Here is a 17638-nt window from a genome sequence, read left to right as displayed (position 1 = left end):
TCTCTTCTCGGTCACACAGGATTTACCGCATCGATCCCTGGTTCGAGATAGAAATATCAGCGTCAATCTCAAATTGGGCTTTGCTCCGATATACCTCCGGCCATTGATCTTTGTAAGCCTGCCACTCCTCCGGGCTGTTCCATTCCATCAGCATACCGAGATTCAGCACATCTGCTCCCCATTGCTGGGTTTTAGCCAATGCCTTTTCCATATCCTTAACTACCCTCTTCCCGAGTAGCTCCATAATGATTTCGTTCGATTCGGCATTGGACCGATGCTCCATGTCTTTTTTATAGACCAGATTCCCCCTGCCCTTCAGAACGATTTTGAAGAGAGGGCCATCCTGATCTCCCTTATAAATCAACTTAGGATGCACACGGGTGATCAATACGCTTCCTGTACTTCTCCCTTCATCCCAGTTAACCGAGTAGACCTGGTCCCTGAATTTGCCCAATCCCCAGGAGATAGCTCGGCCTTGATCGATGCTCAGCTCACCCTTTAAAGCTCTGTCCCCGAACACGTCGATCCCTTTGATACCCGCCCAGAGCTCTTTCTCCCCATTTTCGCTTGCCACCTTCTGATCCCCATAGTTAAGAGCTGTCATCGCAAATCCCATTCCGGATTCCGCAGCAATCAGGCAGTGTCTGACCGTCGAATTCAGCATGTAATTCTGAACAGAGAAACGTTTGAACACTTCAGACGGCAGTTGTTCGGTAATGGGGGTGAGCTGCGCAATATTGCTGGCTTCACCCTTTACCGAAAGAATATAGGTGTTAAGCTCAACGCCCGGCTCACGTTTGAACCAGTCGAACAATTCGCCAAGCCCCAGTCTGGCATATTCTTCGGCTACCAGCACGACCTGCACATGACTGAAGTCGATACGCCGGGTTAAATCCTTCTGAATGGAGGTAAGAACATCCGGGATGTTATCACCTGACTTCGTCACGACAGTGAACGGTTTGCCACTCGCTTCCCCATCCTTCAGCTTGGCTGTTATAAAGCTGCTGATGGAAAGCTGCACTTGCCCCTCCTTTTGACCTTTATCCAAATAAATACCATCTATAAAAAGCCCTTCGTTAAGTTCGGCTTTCGACCAGCATCCGGTCAGGAGCAGGGCAGTCATCAGCAAAACGAGAAACATTCGCGAAGCATAGGTCATGGCTGTCTCCTTGTATTTTTCCGCGTATAAGCGTTTGAACGATTATTCATATAGGTTGATGGAACCCGGATGAAAATGTCTTTCCAGTCCTTGAGAACAAGCGGAGCTACGGGTGACAGATACGGCGTCCCGTAGGAGCGCAAGTTGGCCAGATGGCCGTAAACGATAAACGCCGCTACATACACGCCAAGCAGTCCCATAGTACCTCCAAGAATCAGCAGCGGAAAACGCATCAGCCGGAACGCTAACCCCAGCTCCAGATGCGGAATGATATAAGAAGCGATCCCCGTTATGGATACGACAATAATCATCGGGGCAGACACAATTCCTGCCTGTACGGCTGCTTGTCCAATTACAATACCGCCGATGATCGACACCGTTGATCCTACAGGTTTAGGTATGCGTGTGCCTGCCTCGCGCAAGGCTTCAAAGGTTAATTCCATAATCAACGCTTCGGTCAGAGCGGAGAAGGGTAAATTTTCCCGGGATGAAGCGATCGTAATCAGGAGCGCCGTCGGAATAATCTCAGGCTGAAAGGTGGTAACAGCAACATAAAGGGACGGCAGCAGCATGGAAATTATTGCAAAGAAGAAACGGATGGTCCGGATCCAGCTCCCTGCAAAATAACTCTGATAATAGTCCTCGGAAGATTGAAGCAGGGAAAACATCGTTACAGGTGCTAACAATGCCGAAGGCGTCCCGTCAATCAGCAGGGCGAATTTCCCTTCCAGGAGGGACGCTGCAACCGAATCCGGCCGCTCCGTATATTGAAACTGGGGGAACGGGGTTACTTTCTCCTTGATATGCTCCGCCAGATAGCTGATTCCCAGAACACCGTCGATCGTAATTTTCTTCAATTTGGCATCGACTTCGTCCAGCTTGCTTTGTTCGGCGATCCCTTCAATATAGAAAACATACACGGAGGTCTGCGAGTATTCGCCGATCGTGTATTCTTTCATTTTCAAATCCGGATGTTTAATTTTGTGCCGGAGCAAAGAAAAGTTGGTCTGAATGTCTTCATTAAAGGCTTCTTGAGGGCCGATGACGACCAGCTCGTTCTGAGATTCCGACACTGCCCGTTTCTGGTAGGAGGTTACTTCGAAATAATAAAAATAGCCGCATCCATGGATATAAAGAAGTGCTTTCCCCTGTACCACGAGAAAGGCCGCTTCCTCAAAGTTGTCCGCCTTCTGGCAGGGAATTGCGAACATACTTCCCTTCCCGATCCGTTCCATAAAGTGCTCGAGATCCGAGTCCTTGTCTGCTGCTTCCTCCTTGAGAGCCGCCCTGACTTCCTGGTCCAAGGTCTCCAAATCGATGATGGAGGGAATAAAAACCAGCGTACAAGGCGTGCCGTGGATTTGAAAGGTTTGGTAAACGACATCGGTACTGCCGCTTAACTCGATCTTTAATGATTCCAGAAAAGCTGCCACTTGCACTCTCCTTTGCTGGTTCAGATTTCCTTGTATTTTTCCATCGCTTATGGAAATTTATTCACGCATAAAAAACCGGACATCCATCATGGATGCCCGGTATCTCAAGATTGCAGCAATATTTGAAAAGCTATTCGTTCCCCGGCTCCCGTTTCGGCAGGAGCTTCACATATTCATCCGACAAGCCCATCAGCTTGAGGATATAATCGTAATCCTTCCGGTATTTCTCAATGTCCGTAACAGGCTCCAGCGTCTTCAGCGAAATCGCAGTGCCGTCGTCAAAGCCCGTACCGGATACAAACAGGACATCATCGTTAAAGAACGAACCCGTCGGCAGATAGTAACGCATGCCAAACACGTTATGATCAATGTTAAGCAGATCGTGTCCAAACGCAGTAAACTGCTCCTGCTGCAGCGAAACACCGAGCAGATTCGCAATCGTTGGCATCATATCAAGCTGCCCGCCGACTTGATCCACTTTCTGGCCTTGTTGTTCGCCCGGCAAATGAATAATAAACGGAATATTAAATCGGGAGACTCTGGAGTCGTACTTGATGCCAAGCTGAGACTGAATCCACTCTGGGTCGTTCTGGTCCGGCTGCAGGCCGAAATGGTCGCCGTACAGCACCAGTACCGAATTGTCCCACAAGCCTTCCTGCTTGAGCCGTTCAATCAACGTCCCAATGGCATAGTCGGTATAATTCACGGCCGTAAGATAATCGCCAAGTTGGGTATCCTTAAGCGAATCCGGCATCTGGATTTTCTTGCGGTCCTCCGGCACTTTAAACGGAAAATGGCTGGAAACCGTGATGAGCTGCGTATAAAACGGCTTGCCGCTGTCAGCGATTTCCTTCATATGGTCAACCGCTACCCGGTACAGCTCTTCATCCGAGGCGCCGAAGTCATTAAAATGATCATTTTTATAATAAGGTTTATCAAAATAGTGATCAAAATGCAGCGCCGGATACAGCTTGATCCGGTCCCAGAACGTAACGTCGTTAACGTGGAACGTATCGGCTTCATAGCCGTGGTTCTCCAGAAGTCGCGGCAGACTTGGCAGCGCCCGGTCCCCGAAGCCGGTAGACATCGGAATCGTTCCCGTCGGATAGATGGAGGTATTGGACATGAATTCCGCATCCGATGTATTGCCCTGCCCGATCTGCTGATACACATAAGGGAAATAATAGCTGGAGCCGATCAGCTTGTTCAGGTTAGGCGTGATCTCTTGTCCCCCCACTTTCAGGTTGATCGGGAAGTTTTGGAAGGCCTCCATTTGGACAACAATCAGATTTTTGCCTTTCGCAGCACCGAAATGTGCAGGCGTAACCGAAACAGCCCCTCGACCAGTCTTGTCATTGTACACGTAGGTGCTTTTAAGGTCATCGATCTTCTTGATCGTATCCTGAATATTCCCGTTGCGGATCAAAGCATCTTCTTTACTTGTCTTGATCGCAGCAGCTACCTGATAATCCAGAAATCCCAAATGTTCAACCTGCACAATTTCGTTCACAATAGAGTCGCTGGCCTGAATGCTTCGTTCCGAGAGGAAAAAGCAGGCGATCGCGGACACCAGCACCCCGGCTCTCCAAATAACACTTTTGCGCGCCGCAGATGCCGCTTTCCGGCGGCGGACCAGCCACACGATCAGCAGAATCGGCAGGTCCAGGAAGTAAAGGAAAAACTCCGGACGAATGGTCGACTGAACGCTTGCTTTGATCTGCATCACCTGGTGCAGCTGCAAGAGCGCCGTATAGGTCGGTACCGATCCGAAATGCGCATAATACAAGGTTGAAGCGAACAATATGAGGGAAACAAGCGCATTTAATGCGAAGTATACGTATTTGCCCCATTTGGCCGGAATAATGAGTTCAAACACGGCAAGCAGAAGCCAGAGCGCCAACAGGTCGGCGCCCACTTTGCTCCACATAATGTCGCGGAATAGGAAATAACGCAGCAGCAGCAGCTTTAACAGCAGAAGCAGAACACTGTATAAAACCGGCCGCCCGGTTAAAGGTCTAAGTGAAAACTTGTTCATAATGTTTCCTTTCTAAAAGCAGGTATGAAATCTGTAGATAAGATATTTTAAAAAATACGGTATACATAAGGATCGTCCGGCGCATCGATCTTGTCCCATTTATCAACCTTCAGCACCGGAATTGTCTGTTTAAACGGCTGATACAGCTCCGTGCCGAGATGGCCGGATACATGCACCCACTGGTCGTCCTGAAGATCCGTCCCTTCCGGAAAATCAACGAGCATGCCAAATACGCCGGAATCCGCCACGCAGTGAATAAAGCCAAAGCGGAATACAAAATATTCGTGATTGCTGACCTGTTCGCCATTATAGATAAACCCGTCGAAGGACAAAGTCTTATCCATAAACTGATCCGGGAAATTATAAATAGCTTCCATCCCTTTGAGATAGGTTTTGTCCGTTAGATCTACGGAACTTAAATTGCTAAATTCCCCGAGCTCTTTCCGCGAAATCTTGGTATAGCTGTCTTTCCCGTAGAACACGCTGGTATCCGGCTTCAGGAACTGGTGAAAGCCCGGGTTGTCCGCGGTATCATCAACGGAAGGAAACGAAAAGCCCTTCGCTTTGACAAAGCTGGAGTCCAGGGTAGCGACAGGCAGCAGCACTCCGGTCAGGATCGGAACGATCAGCACCAGATACACCAGCCTCTCTCCCCACCGGGAGGACGGGCCATGGGTATGCCCGTGATCGTCAGTATGATCGTGACTATGAGTATGCCCGTGATCATGAGCATGACTATGAGTATGCCCGTATTTATGGCCGTGCTCATGCCTGTTATGATCATATTGGAGTGTGACCTGCTCCTGTACAGCCGCACTGCGCTGACGGCGTTCCCGGATCACCAGCCTTATGAATTCAAAGACAGCCAGCAGGGATAACAGTACAATTGCACTTACCGATAAATACGAATATTTAAGATTGATATATTTGTTCAGGTTGCCGCTTAAATGAAGCTGCACAAACAGAAAAACAAACCCCAAAAGCACATATAACCGGGTCACCCAAACAACCTCCCCACTACCAGCGAAGACAGAAGCGTGCAGATGGCCACCAGGCCAATCAGTACCGCTACAAATCTGCCTTTAAATACGCCAAGCAGCATCAAAGTGTTTTTAATGTCGATCATAGGTCCAAATACTAGAAACGCGGATAACGCGCCCGTCGAGAATGTGCTGCGGAACGAAGAAGCGATAAACGCGTCAGCCTCCGAGCAAAGTGACATTACAAAAGCAAGCACGATCATAACCAGCGACGCGGTGAACGGATTGCTTCCCAAATGCAGCAAGGTCGAGGTCGGAAGAAAAGTCTGCATGCTTGCTGCAATGAAAGCACCGATGATCAGATATTTGCCGACGGAGAAAAATTCCTCGATCGCATGCTCCATGACCATCATCAGCTCGCGGCGCAGCGGAATTTTTGGAGCCTCTCCTGCCGGTGTTTCGGAAGTCGCGGCTACCAGGCCTTCGCTTCCGCTAGACGTGAAATTCCCGGTCCGGAACGGAAGGACAGGAAACAGAAACGATAAGACAACCGCCGCAACGAACGCAACGACGATCGACATGCCCGCACGGATGGCAGCCATTCTCCAATCATTACCGAAGGCAATATAAGTCGCGAACAGCACAACCGGGTTAATAATCGGGCCTGTCAGCATAAACGCGATACCCGCATGAAGGGGTACCCCTTTACGCAGCAGCCGGTTCGTAATCGGAACAATTCCGCATTCGCAGGCAGGGAAACAGATTCCCAAGCCGCAGCCAAGCAGTGTAGACAGAACACGGTTTTTGGGCATGATTCTCGCTATCGTAGCTTCCTTCAGGAAAATCTGAATGACACCCGACACAATTACGCCGAGCAGCACAAACGGAATAGCTTCCATGATCATGCTTAGAAAAATAGTATTCAGCTGTAAAAATGTTTTCATTGTTAACATTCTCTTTCCTGATTAGAATGATCTATCAAATTATTTACATCTATTAATCTTACAATTAATACTGCGAAAATAAAAGCAGTGCTCCTTTTCCAATAGGGGAAGGGTTTCCTATCAAACAGCAGCTCCAATTTCTGCCGCCCAAAGGCTATAAATCAGAACCACCCGTCCAACGGGTGGTTTGCACTAGGGGTATAACCCCCTGTTGCCAAACTGCGCCTAAAGACGCTAGCCTGACCACAAAGCGTTCAGGCTCAGTGTTATTTGTCTCTTTCACTTACCAGTTAAACTGGTTTCACTTTTTCTTGCTCTTGTTGCTGCTGAATGGATCTTCATACTCTTTTACACTCAGCTTATCTACTGCCTGGTCATGTGCCTCTTGCTCTCGAATGTATTTGGCGACGGTGGCTTCATTTAACCCTACTGTACTTACGTAGTAGCCTTCCGCCCAGAATTTCCGATTCCCATACTTATACTTCAAATTGGCATGCTTTTCGAAGATCATGAGTGCGCTTTTCCCTTTTAGATAGCCCATAAAGGAAGATACAGATATTTTCGGTGGGATCGCTACCAGCATGTGGACATGATCCGGCATCATATGGCCTTCTAAGATCTCGACTCCTTTGTATTTACATAGACGCTTCATAATTTCAATTAGATCTCGTCTCACTTGATTGTAGATCTCTTTACGTCTATACTTCGGGGTGAACACAATGTGATACTTACACATCCACTTTGTGTGCGCTAAACTAAAATTTTTATTTGCCATATAAGACCATCCTTTCGAATTGAGCCTGAACATCTCAATTTTATCCGGATGGTCTTATTGGTGTAACCCTAGATCCCTCCACCCGCATAGCGGGTGGTTTTATATTTCGCACGTTTCACGCGCTCAACAGGCTAAAGCCTATAACAAAACAAGCCGGCGGGTTCCCGCCGGCTTTCGATCTGTTCACTTCTTCCATCGTTTTCTTTCTACATATACTTTTTGCTTTCTCTTCCCTATTAAAATATCCGTCTTATACGTTCTTCCCTGCGCGTCTGCTTATGAACACGATACAGCTTACAACGGCCAGCACCTCTGCCATAAAAATAGTCAGCGCCATAGGAACCGCCGTTCCGCTGCCGCCAAGCCCCGTAAGCGGCGAAGCTGCCGCGCCAAGTACAAACTGAAGCAGTCCGAGCAGCGCCGAAGCGCTTCCGGCTGCCGTTCCCGCATTTTGCAAAGCCAGGGATGTAGAGGTCGTGCTGACAATCCCGACGCTGGATACGATCAGGAACAAGCAGCAGATTACGGCAATAAGTCCGCCGTCCAGCAGAACGGAGAGCAGCAAACCGATGCTTCCTGCGAGAGCAATGCCAAGTCCAATCACAAACAGTTTACGGACATCCTGCGTTAAAGCCAACCGGCCTGTAACCTGTGAAGCCACGATAATCCCTAATCCGTTTAATGCAAAAATCAGACTGTAGCCTTGAGCCGTTACGCCGTACAGATTCTGAAGCACAAATGAAGAACCGGATATGTACGAGAACATGCCCGCAGATACGAGGCCCATGGCGAGCACATATCCGACAAACAAACGATCTTTGCCGAACTGCCCGAAGGTACGAACCGTACTGGCCAAACCGCCTTTGTGGCGCCGATCCTTCGGCAGCGTCTCCGGCAGTCCCGTCAAAACCGCCAGCAGCAGGACCAGACCAAGCACGAACAGAAAAACAAAGATCCCCTTCCAGGACATAAATCTCAAGAACTGTCCACCAAACACAGGGGCGACGATCGGAGCCGCCCCGTTAATCAGCATCAGCTGAGAGAAGAAACGCGTCAGCTCCTTCCCGGAATAGAGATCGCGCACCACGGCGCGCGAAATCACGATTCCCGCAGCGCCTGATAAACCCTGAATAAACCGGAGAATAACCAAAACGGTTATATTCGGACTGAAAGCGCAAAGCAGCGAGGATATCGCGTAAAGAGCCATCGCGGCAATCAGCGGTTTACGGCGTCCCATCGTATCGCTAAGCGGTCCGGCCAGCAGCTGTCCCAGCGCCAGTCCCAGCATACAGAATGTCAAGCTGAGCTGCACAGCCGAGGTCCCTGTATGCAGCTCGCCCGCCATCTTGGGCAGCGCCGGCAAATACATGTCCAGCGAAAAAGGACCTATAGCCGAAAGCATGCCCAGAATAACTACAAATAAGGTTCGGCGTGATTTTGTCAGCTCGGCGGGGCCAATTTCCTGCAGCGCAGTCTCCGCCTGTTGATTAGTATTTCTATCCATTGAAGTCTCCCTTATGTATCATGCGAATAAAGCAAGATTTGATCTCTTAACTGCCAGCCCGAATTGGACCAGAATTGTTTCCCTATTTCGTTGTCATGAATGACCATCAAGTGGCATTTCTCAATGCCCTGCTCTCGCAGCTTGATCAAACAGCTGCTCACAAGCTGTCCGGCCAGTCCTTTCCCTCTGTGGCCCTGGTTCACCGTAACATGATAAAGGAATCCCCTCCGGCCATCGTGTCCGCAAAGCGCTGTGCCTACAATTTCATCGCCATATTTGCAAACGTGACTTAAACCTTCGTTCCGCTTCAAGAAAGCGGCAATCCCTCCATAGGAATCCGCCGAACTCAAGCCCATTCCCGGTGTATGCTCCCAAAGGCGGTAGGCGGCTTCATAATCCGCTGTCGTCATTTCCATTATGGTAAACACGCTGCTTGCACCTCCCATTCTCCCCGTAAAGGGCTGTCTATTAGGTAACGCCGCTTTTGCCGAATAGTATTTATTTTCGCACTACGGGCCCATCTTGTCTACTATCCGCTAATACTGGACTATTAGATCAAATTTCAGTTCTTACTAGTCCATACGTTATAATAAACAAGACAATCAAGGGAACGTTAAAACCAGCCCTGAAAGCTTAAAGCTTAATTTGCAGCAAGGAGGTTTCCAGTCTCATGACTTATTCGAAATCGGTTCTGCTTCTGGCCGCACTCTCTATGGGTTTGTTAGCTGGCGGCTGCGCGAAATCAGGTGGTCAGGAAGCGGTGCCGGCACAAACGGGGGCACCATCCGCATCAACAGCCGGGTCCGGTCAGACGGCCCCATCTTCACCTCAGCCCCCGGCTTCCTCTCCGGCACCGGAGATCTCTGCACAGCCGTCTAAAACCCCGTCCAGCCCGGCAGATCCCGTGCAGGCTCAGCTCGACAAAATGTCACTGAATGAGAAAATCGGCCAGATGGTCATCGTGGGTCTCGATGGGACCAATCTGCAGGCAGATGCCCGTAAAATGATCGAAACCTACAAGGTCGGCGGTTTTATTTTGTATAAACCAAACATTACAAGCGCCGAACAAACTTTAAAATTCCTCAATCAGCTAAAGAAAGCTAACCAGCCAAATCCCGCGGCGCTTTGGCTCAGCACCGATCAGGAAGGCGGTCGGGTCAGCCGCATGCCGGAGCCTTATCTTAAAATTCCGACGGCCAAAGAGATTGGACAAAAGAACAGCACCGCTTATGCGACCGGCATCGGTCAAGCGCTTGGTGAAGAGATTAAATCCGTTGGATTTAACCTCGATTTTGCTCCTGTCATGGACATCAACAGCAATCCCAATAATCCGGTTATCGGAGACCGGTCTTACGGAGCCAATGCTGATACCGTGATCAACAATGGAACCGCGGTACTCAAAGGCATCCAATCCGAAGGTGTCGCCGCGGTGGTCAAACATTTTCCGGGACACGGTGATACTTCAGTGGACTCTCACCTGGAGCTGCCCGTCGTGAACAAATCCCTGAAACAGCTTGAGGGCTTTGAGCTGCTTCCTTTCCAGGCCGCTGTAAAGCAAGGAACGGACATGGTGATGGTCGCCCACCTGCTGATTCCCAAAATCGATCCCGATTATCCCGCTTCCCTGTCCAAGCAGATGATCAGCGATTTGCTTCGCGATCAACTCGGGTATGACGGCGTAGTCATTACCGATGATTTGACCATGGGCGGCATCGTCAAGCATTACGGCATCGCCGAAGCGGCGGTCCGGTCGATTCAAGCGGGCAGCGACATTGTGCTGGTCGGCCATGATGTTGAACGGGAAACCGCCGTTATCAAAGCTCTTCAGAATGCCGCGAGCAGCGGCAAACTTACAGAGCAGGAGATTGATCAGCACGTCTACCGGATCCTGCAGCTCAAGCAGAAATATAAGCTGAGTGACAAAACCGTTTCCACCGTGGACGTCAGCGCGGTCAATGCCGATGTCAAGAAGCTGTTGAATCGCTGAAGCCAGCATCCAGGCGGCTTAGACAGCGCTGTTCAAGCTGTGCAGCTCAAGCAGCGCGCTCAAGCCCAAAAAAGCGTCCGCCTGCCAACCTTTCCGGTCGGCAGGCGGACGCCTTTTTTTTCGTAATAACCGTTAATCATAAACAACCTGAGTACCCGCGATAAAGTCGTGAATGGCCCGTTTGTCTTCCCTCACTCCAATCATAATGGCACTGACAATTACACCCACTCCAAAGGTCAAGCCATAAACAAGTCCGCCCACAATAACTCTCAGCACCATGGCGAGCAGCCCCGGATGGCTTCCGTCCATCTTCGTAATCCGGATACCGAGCATTCGTTTACCGAGCGTAAATCCGGCCCAGAAAACCGGGAGCAGCAGCGTGTAAAGCAAAGACAACATATTCGTCAGTTCCCTAGGTGTATTAAATAAAGTTCCGTAAACGATCAAAGTCAGCAAAACAGAGGCAATCCAAACGATAATGCCATCTGACAGAAAAGCCGCAAATCGGATCCAAAACCCTGCTGGTTCCTTCATTCCTTTCTTCCCCCTTTAGCCCTCTTACTTTTTACAAATTATGACTATAATTCCTATTATATCACATCCCTTGCCGGATATGACACGGCTCTACACCAGGTGAATGGTTCGTTTAGCGCCTTTAAAAGTAAACAAAAGTGGTATGTACGTTCTCATAGCATGATAGTAAACTGACACTGAAATCAATGGACAAATAGAACCCGTACTCTTTTCTCTTAAGGAATTGACGGGAAGATGGATAGGAACGGAGAGTGGTGATAGATGGAACGGGAACAAGTGGTGAGCGTAATTGTACCGGTGTACAATGTAGAAGCCTATTTACGGAAATGTCTGGATTCCCTATGCGGACAGACCTATTCCAATCTGGAAATTATCGTCGTTAATGACGGCACACGTGATGGCAGCCAGGCCATTATTGACGAATATGCTCGAAAGGACAGCCGGCTGCGGCCGCTGATCCAAGCTAATGGCGGCCTTTCCGCTGCCCGAAATACCGGAATGGACGCGGCAACTGGTGATTATATTGCTTTTGTGGATTCAGACGACTGGATTGCATCGGATATGTTTACCCAAATGGTCGAGTTGGCCGAAGCTTCTCAAAGCGACATCATCGTTTGCAACTACGATAAAGTGTATGACGACCATACGGAGCGGCAATATCTGAACCTTAAAGAAGAAGCGGTAGATGTACGGGAAATAGGCATTGCGGAGTACATTTACCGCTACCTGTTCACGTATCAACATGGCCACGAAGTCTGGAACAAACTTTATCGCCGGTCGGTCATCGAGCAGAACGCGATCCGCTTTGAGCCCAACAAGGAGATTTTCTCCGAGGACCTGATGTTTAACTTATTTGTCCTTTGCCACGCTGGCCGAATCTCTTCCCTCAATCATACCTTCTATTATTACCTGCAGCGTGAAGGCTCCATTATGCAGATTCCCAATCCGCAAATGGGTGCCCGCTATGTCACGCTTGTTGAACGGTTTAAACACTATGCTCAGCGCGCAGGCCTTGCCTCTGAAGTGGAGCCTGTCCTGCCCGTGCTCCTGTACGACTTAATGAACGCCTGCATCACGCAAATCTATAAGTCGGGCGGCAGCCGCGACAAGATTGGCGAGGCTTTGCGATTCACTTCGGCCGCCAGAAGCGAAAGCTTCATCCCTTACATGCGCAAGCTTGCCTTCGGCAAAGCCATGAGCCTTTATCGGACCAAGACGGGCGGCAGCCGCTCCAGCGATCTGTTCGCCCGTTTCTTCGCCATCTGCTGCATGCTTCGATTATGGGGAGTGTATTCAGGCATCAAATATAAACGGCTTGCCGGCACTGCCGTCCAGCTGTAGAAGGAGGAGACATTCCCGATGTTCGACGTTTCAATCATTATCCCAACCCGGAACCGGGTTCAGGATCTTACCCGCTGCCTGGAGTCCATTGCCGCTCAGCGGCAAATCAACGATACAGCGCTTGAGCTCATCATTGTCGATGACGGTGATATTCCCCAGAAGGTGCTCGATTACTATCTCGAGCTTGCCAGCCGCCTGAAATATAGCGAACTGGTCTATTACAAAAAGACTCGTCCAGGAGTATGGCTGTCGCGTTATGAAGCGCTGACTCTGGCACATCACGACATCGTGCTCTACTTTGACGATGATGCTGAGCTGGACGATCCGCTGTACATCCGCAAGATGATCGATACGTACCTGCAGGATGAGAGCATCGTCGGTGTCGGCGGTGTGGCGAAAGGGCTTCAGACCAGCTCCTTCGGCAGGCTGCTGGGCGTATTGACCTGTCAGATGTCGACTTCACCGGGCAAGCTGTCTCCAAGCAGTCTGGCCGGTTCCCTGCTGTACTGGAACGAGGCAGAAGCTATGTTCGAGACGGAAATTTTTCACGGCTGCAATATGTCCTTTAAACGGGAATCGCTGCGCGACATGCTTCCCTATCCCTGGATGACGAGCTACGCGGTAGGCGACGATCTGTACATGTGTGCGCTTGCTTCCAAGTATGGCAGGCTTGTCATCAATCCCGAGCTGAAAATCCTCCATCATGAATCTCCGCGCTCCCGGGACAGAGCCGGCAAAGTCGCTATGGCTACGGCCGTGAATCATTATTATTTGCTGAACCTGCGCAAAGCCGGGGCTTCCGGGTACGTAGCTTTAATGTGGACGCTGCTGTACCTGACCGGCAAAGAGACGCTTAAACGGAACATGGGTGCGGCGCTCGGCTATATCAAAGGCATCGGTTTCGTGCTGAATCCGCTCAAGAATAAATACCGGGAATATTTGACCGACTGATCCGCAGTCGAGAAAGGGGGCTGCTACCATGCAACCCGTAGCTGCAGCGAAACAAATGTTCAGCGGCAACAGTCTGGCCAAGACGATCATGCGGACAAGCTTTAACAACTTCTTTGTCCTTATTGTAACGACCTTAACCTCGATCCTGACCGCACGCATGCTTGGCGCAGACGGCAAAGGAGAATTGTCAGCCGTGCTGTTCTGGCCTGCCCTGCTGGGCAGTCTGATCGGCTTTGGTCTTCCTACCTCCCTCATTTACAGCTTGAAAAATAAAACCGGCAGCGTCCCCCAGCTCCTCTCCCTTGCGCTGCGCATCCAGCTTCCGGCCGCCCTTCTGGCCGGTGCCGCAGCCTGGTTCTGCATGCCGGCCTGGCTTGCGAACTATGATTCGGAGATCATAAGGATCGCCCAGTTGTACACCCTGGGGGCCATCCCCCTCGCCGTCCTGACCAATTTAGTCATAGCCCTGGCCCAAAGCCTGGACAAGTTCGGCGTATATAACGGCCTGCTATTTCTCGTCCCGTTCATCAACTTCTGCATTCTGATTGCGCTTTGGCAGCTCGGCTCGCTGAATGTGGCCGCAGCCTCAGCAGTCAGCCTCGGCGCAGGGGTGCTTACACTGCTTTGGGCGCTGATTCGGCTAAGGAAGCAGCTGCACTCATTTACTTTGTCGGTTGGCAAGCCGATCCTGCGGCCATTCTACAGTTACGGGGCCAGAGTGTACGGCATGGATCTGATGGGAACACTCAGCAATCAGACCGATAAAATCGTCATCGTCGCCCTTCTCTCCCCCACCGACTTCGGGCTTTATTCCGTCGTCTATGCGCTTTCCCGGGTGTTTAATGTGGTGCAGAATGCAATCACGAACGTCATATTTCCGAAAGTAACCGGCATGGAAAATAAGATCATTATCGAAAAAATCGGCCGGGCCTTCCGGATCTCCATGCTGGGCATGGCGGTCATTATCGTGCCGAGTCTGTTTATCGGCCGCTTTATGCTCGGACTGCTCTACGGCAGCACGTTCCTTGCCGGAGCTTCAACCTTTTACCTGCTGTCGCTGGAATGCATTATCGGGGGCGGCTCGTGGATTCTGGCATCAGCCTTTAACGCCCTCGGCCGTCCGGGGCTTGTGCTTGTGCGGCAGATTGCGGCATATCTGGTTACAGTAGCTTTGTTTTTTGTATTTACACCATGGCTCGGACTGCCTGGCATCGCTTTGGCCCTGTTATGCGGAGCGCTGGTCCGCTTGGCCGTATCCGTGCTCTCCTTCCCTGTCTTCTTTAAGGTGCCGCTCAGACGGATTTTGTTCGATACTGGCGACTTTGCCTTTGTAAGCCAAATGATCAGGAACAAACAGAAGTTTTCCAGCAAGCAGAAACCATCCAACGAGGAGGCGTTAGACTATGCATCCAATGGCTGAATTGAAAGAAAAGCTATCCGGCATTCTGGAGGCCATTCCGGCCGGTTCGAACATTTATTACGTGGATTACCCGCTTCATAACAATGGCGGCGATATGCTGATCATGAAGGGCACCGAGAAGTTTTTCAAGGATTACGGCATCCGGATACTGGCCCGCTACAATTTGTTCGACTTCCCCGAACATTTAAAGCCGGAGCCCGGCAGCATCTTTGTCCTTCATGGCGGCGGTAATTTCGGTGATTTGTATGTGCATCATCAGGAAATCCGCGAACGGGTCGTTAAGCAGTTCCCGAGTCACCGGATTGTGGTCATGCCTCAAACCATTTACTTCAGCAGCGAAGCCAATTATGATCGTTCGGCAGCGGTCTTCAACGCTCACCCGGATCTTCATCTATTCGTCCGCGATCAGGCCGGGTACGAGCTGGCCAAGCGGAAGTTTAACCGGTGCCGCGTCTATTTGTCACCGGATATGGCGCATCAGCTGTGGCCGATCCTGCCGAATACGAAGGAAGAGAAGGAGCGGCTTTATTTCCTCCGCACGGATATTGAAGCCGGCGATCAATCATTCTCCGCTGATCTGGATCCGCAGGACTGCCGGGACTGGGATTCGCTGTTTACGCATGCGGAAAGCCGGGTTACCCACCATCTGACCCGCTTCTGCCGGCTGGACAAAAAGCTGGGCGGGTCGCTTCCGACCCGTCTGTTCTGGTACAAATACACCGATTATCTGATCGACAAAGCCGTCAGACTGTTCGGCTCCTACCGGGAGATTCATACTTCAAGGCTTCACGGACACATTCTGGCCTGCCTGATGGATAAACCCCATGTCTTGATCGACAACTCCTACGGTAAAAATTCGCAGTATTACCGGACCTGGACTTACGTGTTCTCTAAAGCGAAGCTTGTTCAGGAGGCGCCGGACGAACAAATCCCCGTAGGAATAATCTAATTTCCCTTGATTCTTTAAGCTAACAGCGGATTTTGGAGCTTCTGCAGAATCCTCTGTTAGCTTTCATTACATAAAAGCCAGAAAATCATTAAACTTCAAATTAAATATAAAATTGTGTTAACTATATTGACATCAATTTGAAAAGCCATTATATTGTCATTAAAGATTTTCCCTTATTTCGCTCTTCCCGAGAGGCGTTTCCTGCACAACGTTGTGCAGCTGCCGAACCTTGAAGAGAACCCAAACTTTATAACAAGCTCAGCCACAATGACGTGCCTGACTTTGGCAACGAAGCCGATTGATCGAATCCGTATTCACGCGGATTAGATTCGTCGGCTTTTTCTGTTGCAAACCAAGAACAAGACAAAAATAAACAAGGAGGAGTTTGGAGATGAAAGTCCAGAATTTTCGCAAGGCAGGTCATTTTCCCAGTTTATTGTCAGCTTTTTTGTATTTTGATGTCAGCTTTATGATTTGGGTCATGTGCGGGGCACTTTCCCTGTTCATTACCCGCGACTTCGGCCTCAGCGATACACAAAAGGCGGCTATGGTGGCCATACCGGTGCTTGGCGGCTCTGTGTTCCGTATCCCCATGGGGATTTTAGCCGACCGCATCGGCTGTAAAAAAGCCGGTTTAACCGGAATGTTTCTGACGATCATCCCGCTGGTTTGGGGATGGCTTGGAGGAAGCAGCCTGCTTCAGGTCCATATGATCGGCTTTCTGCTTGGCTTTGCGGGAGCCAGCTTTGCCGTCTCTTTGTCTCTGGCCAGCCGCTGGTATCCTCCGCAGTATCAAGGTCTTGCCATGGGCATTGCCGGCGCAGGCAACAGCGGAACGGCACTCGCAACCTTCTTTGGTCCACAAATTGCGGAAGCCTACGGATGGCACAGCGTGTTTGGAATTGCACTGATCCCGCTGTTCATCATCATGGTGATCTATGCCATCCTGGTGAAGGACGCTCCGAACGCCCCGGCCCCCAAGCCTTTAAAAAGCTATCTCAGCGTATTCAAACATGCCGATACCTGGTGGTTTTCGATGTTCTATGCAATCACTTTTGGAGGTTTCGTCGGGTTCGCCAATTATGCGAATATCTTCTTTTATGACGTTTACGGAGACAACGTACATCCTGGAGGCTTAACGAAAGTCGAAGTTGGCTACCTTGTTACGATTACCGTTATTGCGGGCAGTTTCTTCCGTCCAATCGGAGGCTGGCTGGCCGACCGGATCGGCGGCATCCGGCTGCTGCTCATCCTCTTCAGCGTCATTACGGCATCCGCATTTGCGATCGCAACTATGCCCGGCTCTGTTGCTGTAATGCTCTGTTATACCAGCATGATGATGGCCTGCCTCGGAATGGGCAATGGTTCCGTCTTCCAAATCATTCCGCAGCGGTTCTCCAGCGAAATCGGCGTAATCACCGGCATCGTAGGCGCGGCTGGCGGTCTCGGCGGATATCTTCTTCCTTCTTATGTGCTCGGCCCATTAAAGCAGCATACCGGATCTCAGGTAACCGGGTTCCTCGTTGTCGGCTCCATCGTCCTCTTGACGACGCTGATCTTCTTTGCCGTAACTCGTTCCTGGAGAAAAAGCTGGGCCGCTGCGCAGTCGGGTGTAAACTTCTAAAC

The 17638-nt window shown here is 50.3% G+C and carries 15 protein-coding genes; 6 read left to right on the top strand and 9 right to left on the bottom strand.

The window, feature by feature from the left end; all coding sequences use genetic code 11:
- Positions 1-22: 22 nt before the first annotated feature.
- The 8 genes from CBE73_RS01750 to CBE73_RS01715 all read right to left on the bottom strand — a co-directional run bounded on the left by CBE73_RS01750 (position 23) and on the right by CBE73_RS01715 (position 9258).
- Positions 23-1159, bottom strand: a complete 1137-nt coding sequence (locus CBE73_RS01750) for a Ger(x)C family spore germination protein (RefSeq protein ID WP_094092732.1) — start codon at positions 1157-1159, stop codon at positions 23-25.
- The gene (locus CBE73_RS01745) at positions 1156-2592 is read right to left on the bottom strand and encodes a spore germination protein (RefSeq protein ID WP_229752801.1); all 1437 of its coding nucleotides are present in this window, start codon (positions 2590-2592) and stop codon (positions 1156-1158) included. Before CBE73_RS01745 ends, CBE73_RS01750 begins: the two co-directional genes overlap by 4 nt.
- Before the next feature lie 130 nt (positions 2593-2722).
- Positions 2723-4627 carry an LTA synthase family protein gene (locus CBE73_RS01740; RefSeq protein WP_094092730.1) on the bottom strand — a complete coding sequence of 635 codons (1905 nt, stop codon included), beginning with the start codon at positions 4625-4627 and terminating at the stop codon, positions 2723-2725.
- 47 nt (positions 4628-4674) lie between these two features.
- Complete coding sequence (locus CBE73_RS01735; protein WP_094092729.1) at positions 4675-5628, bottom strand: TIGR03943 family putative permease subunit; 954 nt, start codon at positions 5626-5628, stop codon at positions 4675-4677.
- Positions 5625-6560, bottom strand: coding sequence for a permease (locus CBE73_RS01730; RefSeq protein ID WP_229752799.1), 936 nt, complete (start codon positions 6558-6560; stop codon positions 5625-5627). The genes CBE73_RS01735 and CBE73_RS01730 overlap by 4 nt, the downstream gene beginning before the upstream one ends.
- A gap of 292 nt (positions 6561-6852) precedes the next feature.
- Positions 6853-7326, bottom strand: coding sequence for an IS200/IS605 family transposase (gene tnpA, locus CBE73_RS01725; protein WP_068693347.1), 474 nt, complete (start codon positions 7324-7326; stop codon positions 6853-6855).
- Positions 7327-7576: 250 nt separating this feature from the next.
- The gene (locus CBE73_RS01720; RefSeq protein WP_094092727.1) at positions 7577-8830 is read right to left on the bottom strand and encodes a multidrug effflux MFS transporter; all 1254 of its coding nucleotides are present in this window, start codon (positions 8828-8830) and stop codon (positions 7577-7579) included.
- An 11-nt stretch (positions 8831-8841) separates the two neighbouring features.
- A complete protein-coding gene (locus CBE73_RS01715; protein ID WP_229752759.1) occupies positions 8842-9258 on the bottom strand; it encodes a GNAT family N-acetyltransferase in 417 nt (138 codons plus the stop codon).
- A gap of 242 nt (positions 9259-9500) precedes the next feature.
- On the opposite strand from CBE73_RS01715, the gene nagZ reads away from it, so the two are divergent.
- Positions 9501-10817, top strand: coding sequence for a beta-N-acetylhexosaminidase (gene nagZ / locus CBE73_RS01710; RefSeq protein WP_094092725.1), 1317 nt, complete (start codon positions 9501-9503; stop codon positions 10815-10817).
- Positions 10818-10949: 132 nt separating this feature from the next.
- On the opposite strand, the gene CBE73_RS01705 is transcribed toward nagZ, so the two are convergent.
- Positions 10950-11351 (bottom strand): RDD family protein, encoded by a 402-nt coding sequence (locus tag CBE73_RS01705; RefSeq protein WP_094092724.1) that lies wholly within the window; start codon positions 11349-11351, stop codon positions 10950-10952.
- Positions 11352-11612: 261 nt separating this feature from the next.
- Between CBE73_RS01705 and CBE73_RS01700 the strand changes: the two genes are divergently transcribed.
- The 5 genes from CBE73_RS01700 to CBE73_RS01680 all read left to right on the top strand — a co-directional run bounded on the left by CBE73_RS01700 (position 11613) and on the right by CBE73_RS01680 (position 17636).
- A complete protein-coding gene (locus tag CBE73_RS01700; RefSeq protein ID WP_094092723.1) occupies positions 11613-12692 on the top strand; it encodes a glycosyltransferase in 1080 nt (359 codons plus the stop codon).
- 18 nt (positions 12693-12710) lie between these two features.
- Positions 12711-13643: a glycosyltransferase family A protein gene (locus tag CBE73_RS01695; RefSeq protein WP_094092722.1), complete on the top strand. Its 933-nt coding sequence runs from the start codon at positions 12711-12713 to the stop codon at positions 13641-13643.
- A 28-nt stretch (positions 13644-13671) separates the two neighbouring features.
- Positions 13672-15063, top strand: a complete 1392-nt coding sequence (locus tag CBE73_RS01690; RefSeq protein WP_094092721.1) for a lipopolysaccharide biosynthesis protein — start codon at positions 13672-13674, stop codon at positions 15061-15063.
- On the top strand, positions 15047-16012 hold the full coding sequence (locus CBE73_RS01685; protein WP_094092720.1) for a polysaccharide pyruvyl transferase family protein: 966 nt from the start codon (positions 15047-15049) through the stop codon (positions 16010-16012). Before CBE73_RS01690 ends, CBE73_RS01685 begins: the two co-directional genes overlap by 17 nt.
- A 391-nt stretch (positions 16013-16403) precedes the next feature.
- A complete protein-coding gene (locus CBE73_RS01680; protein ID WP_094092719.1) occupies positions 16404-17636 on the top strand; it encodes a nitrate/nitrite transporter in 1233 nt (410 codons plus the stop codon).
- Positions 17637-17638: the final 2 nt, after the last annotated feature.

It is taken from the genome of Paenibacillus physcomitrellae, assembly GCF_002240225.1.
GTDB classification, from domain to species: Bacteria; Bacillota; Bacilli; order Paenibacillales; family Paenibacillaceae; genus Fontibacillus; species Fontibacillus physcomitrellae.
This window is presented reverse-complemented; position numbering and strand designations above follow the sequence as displayed.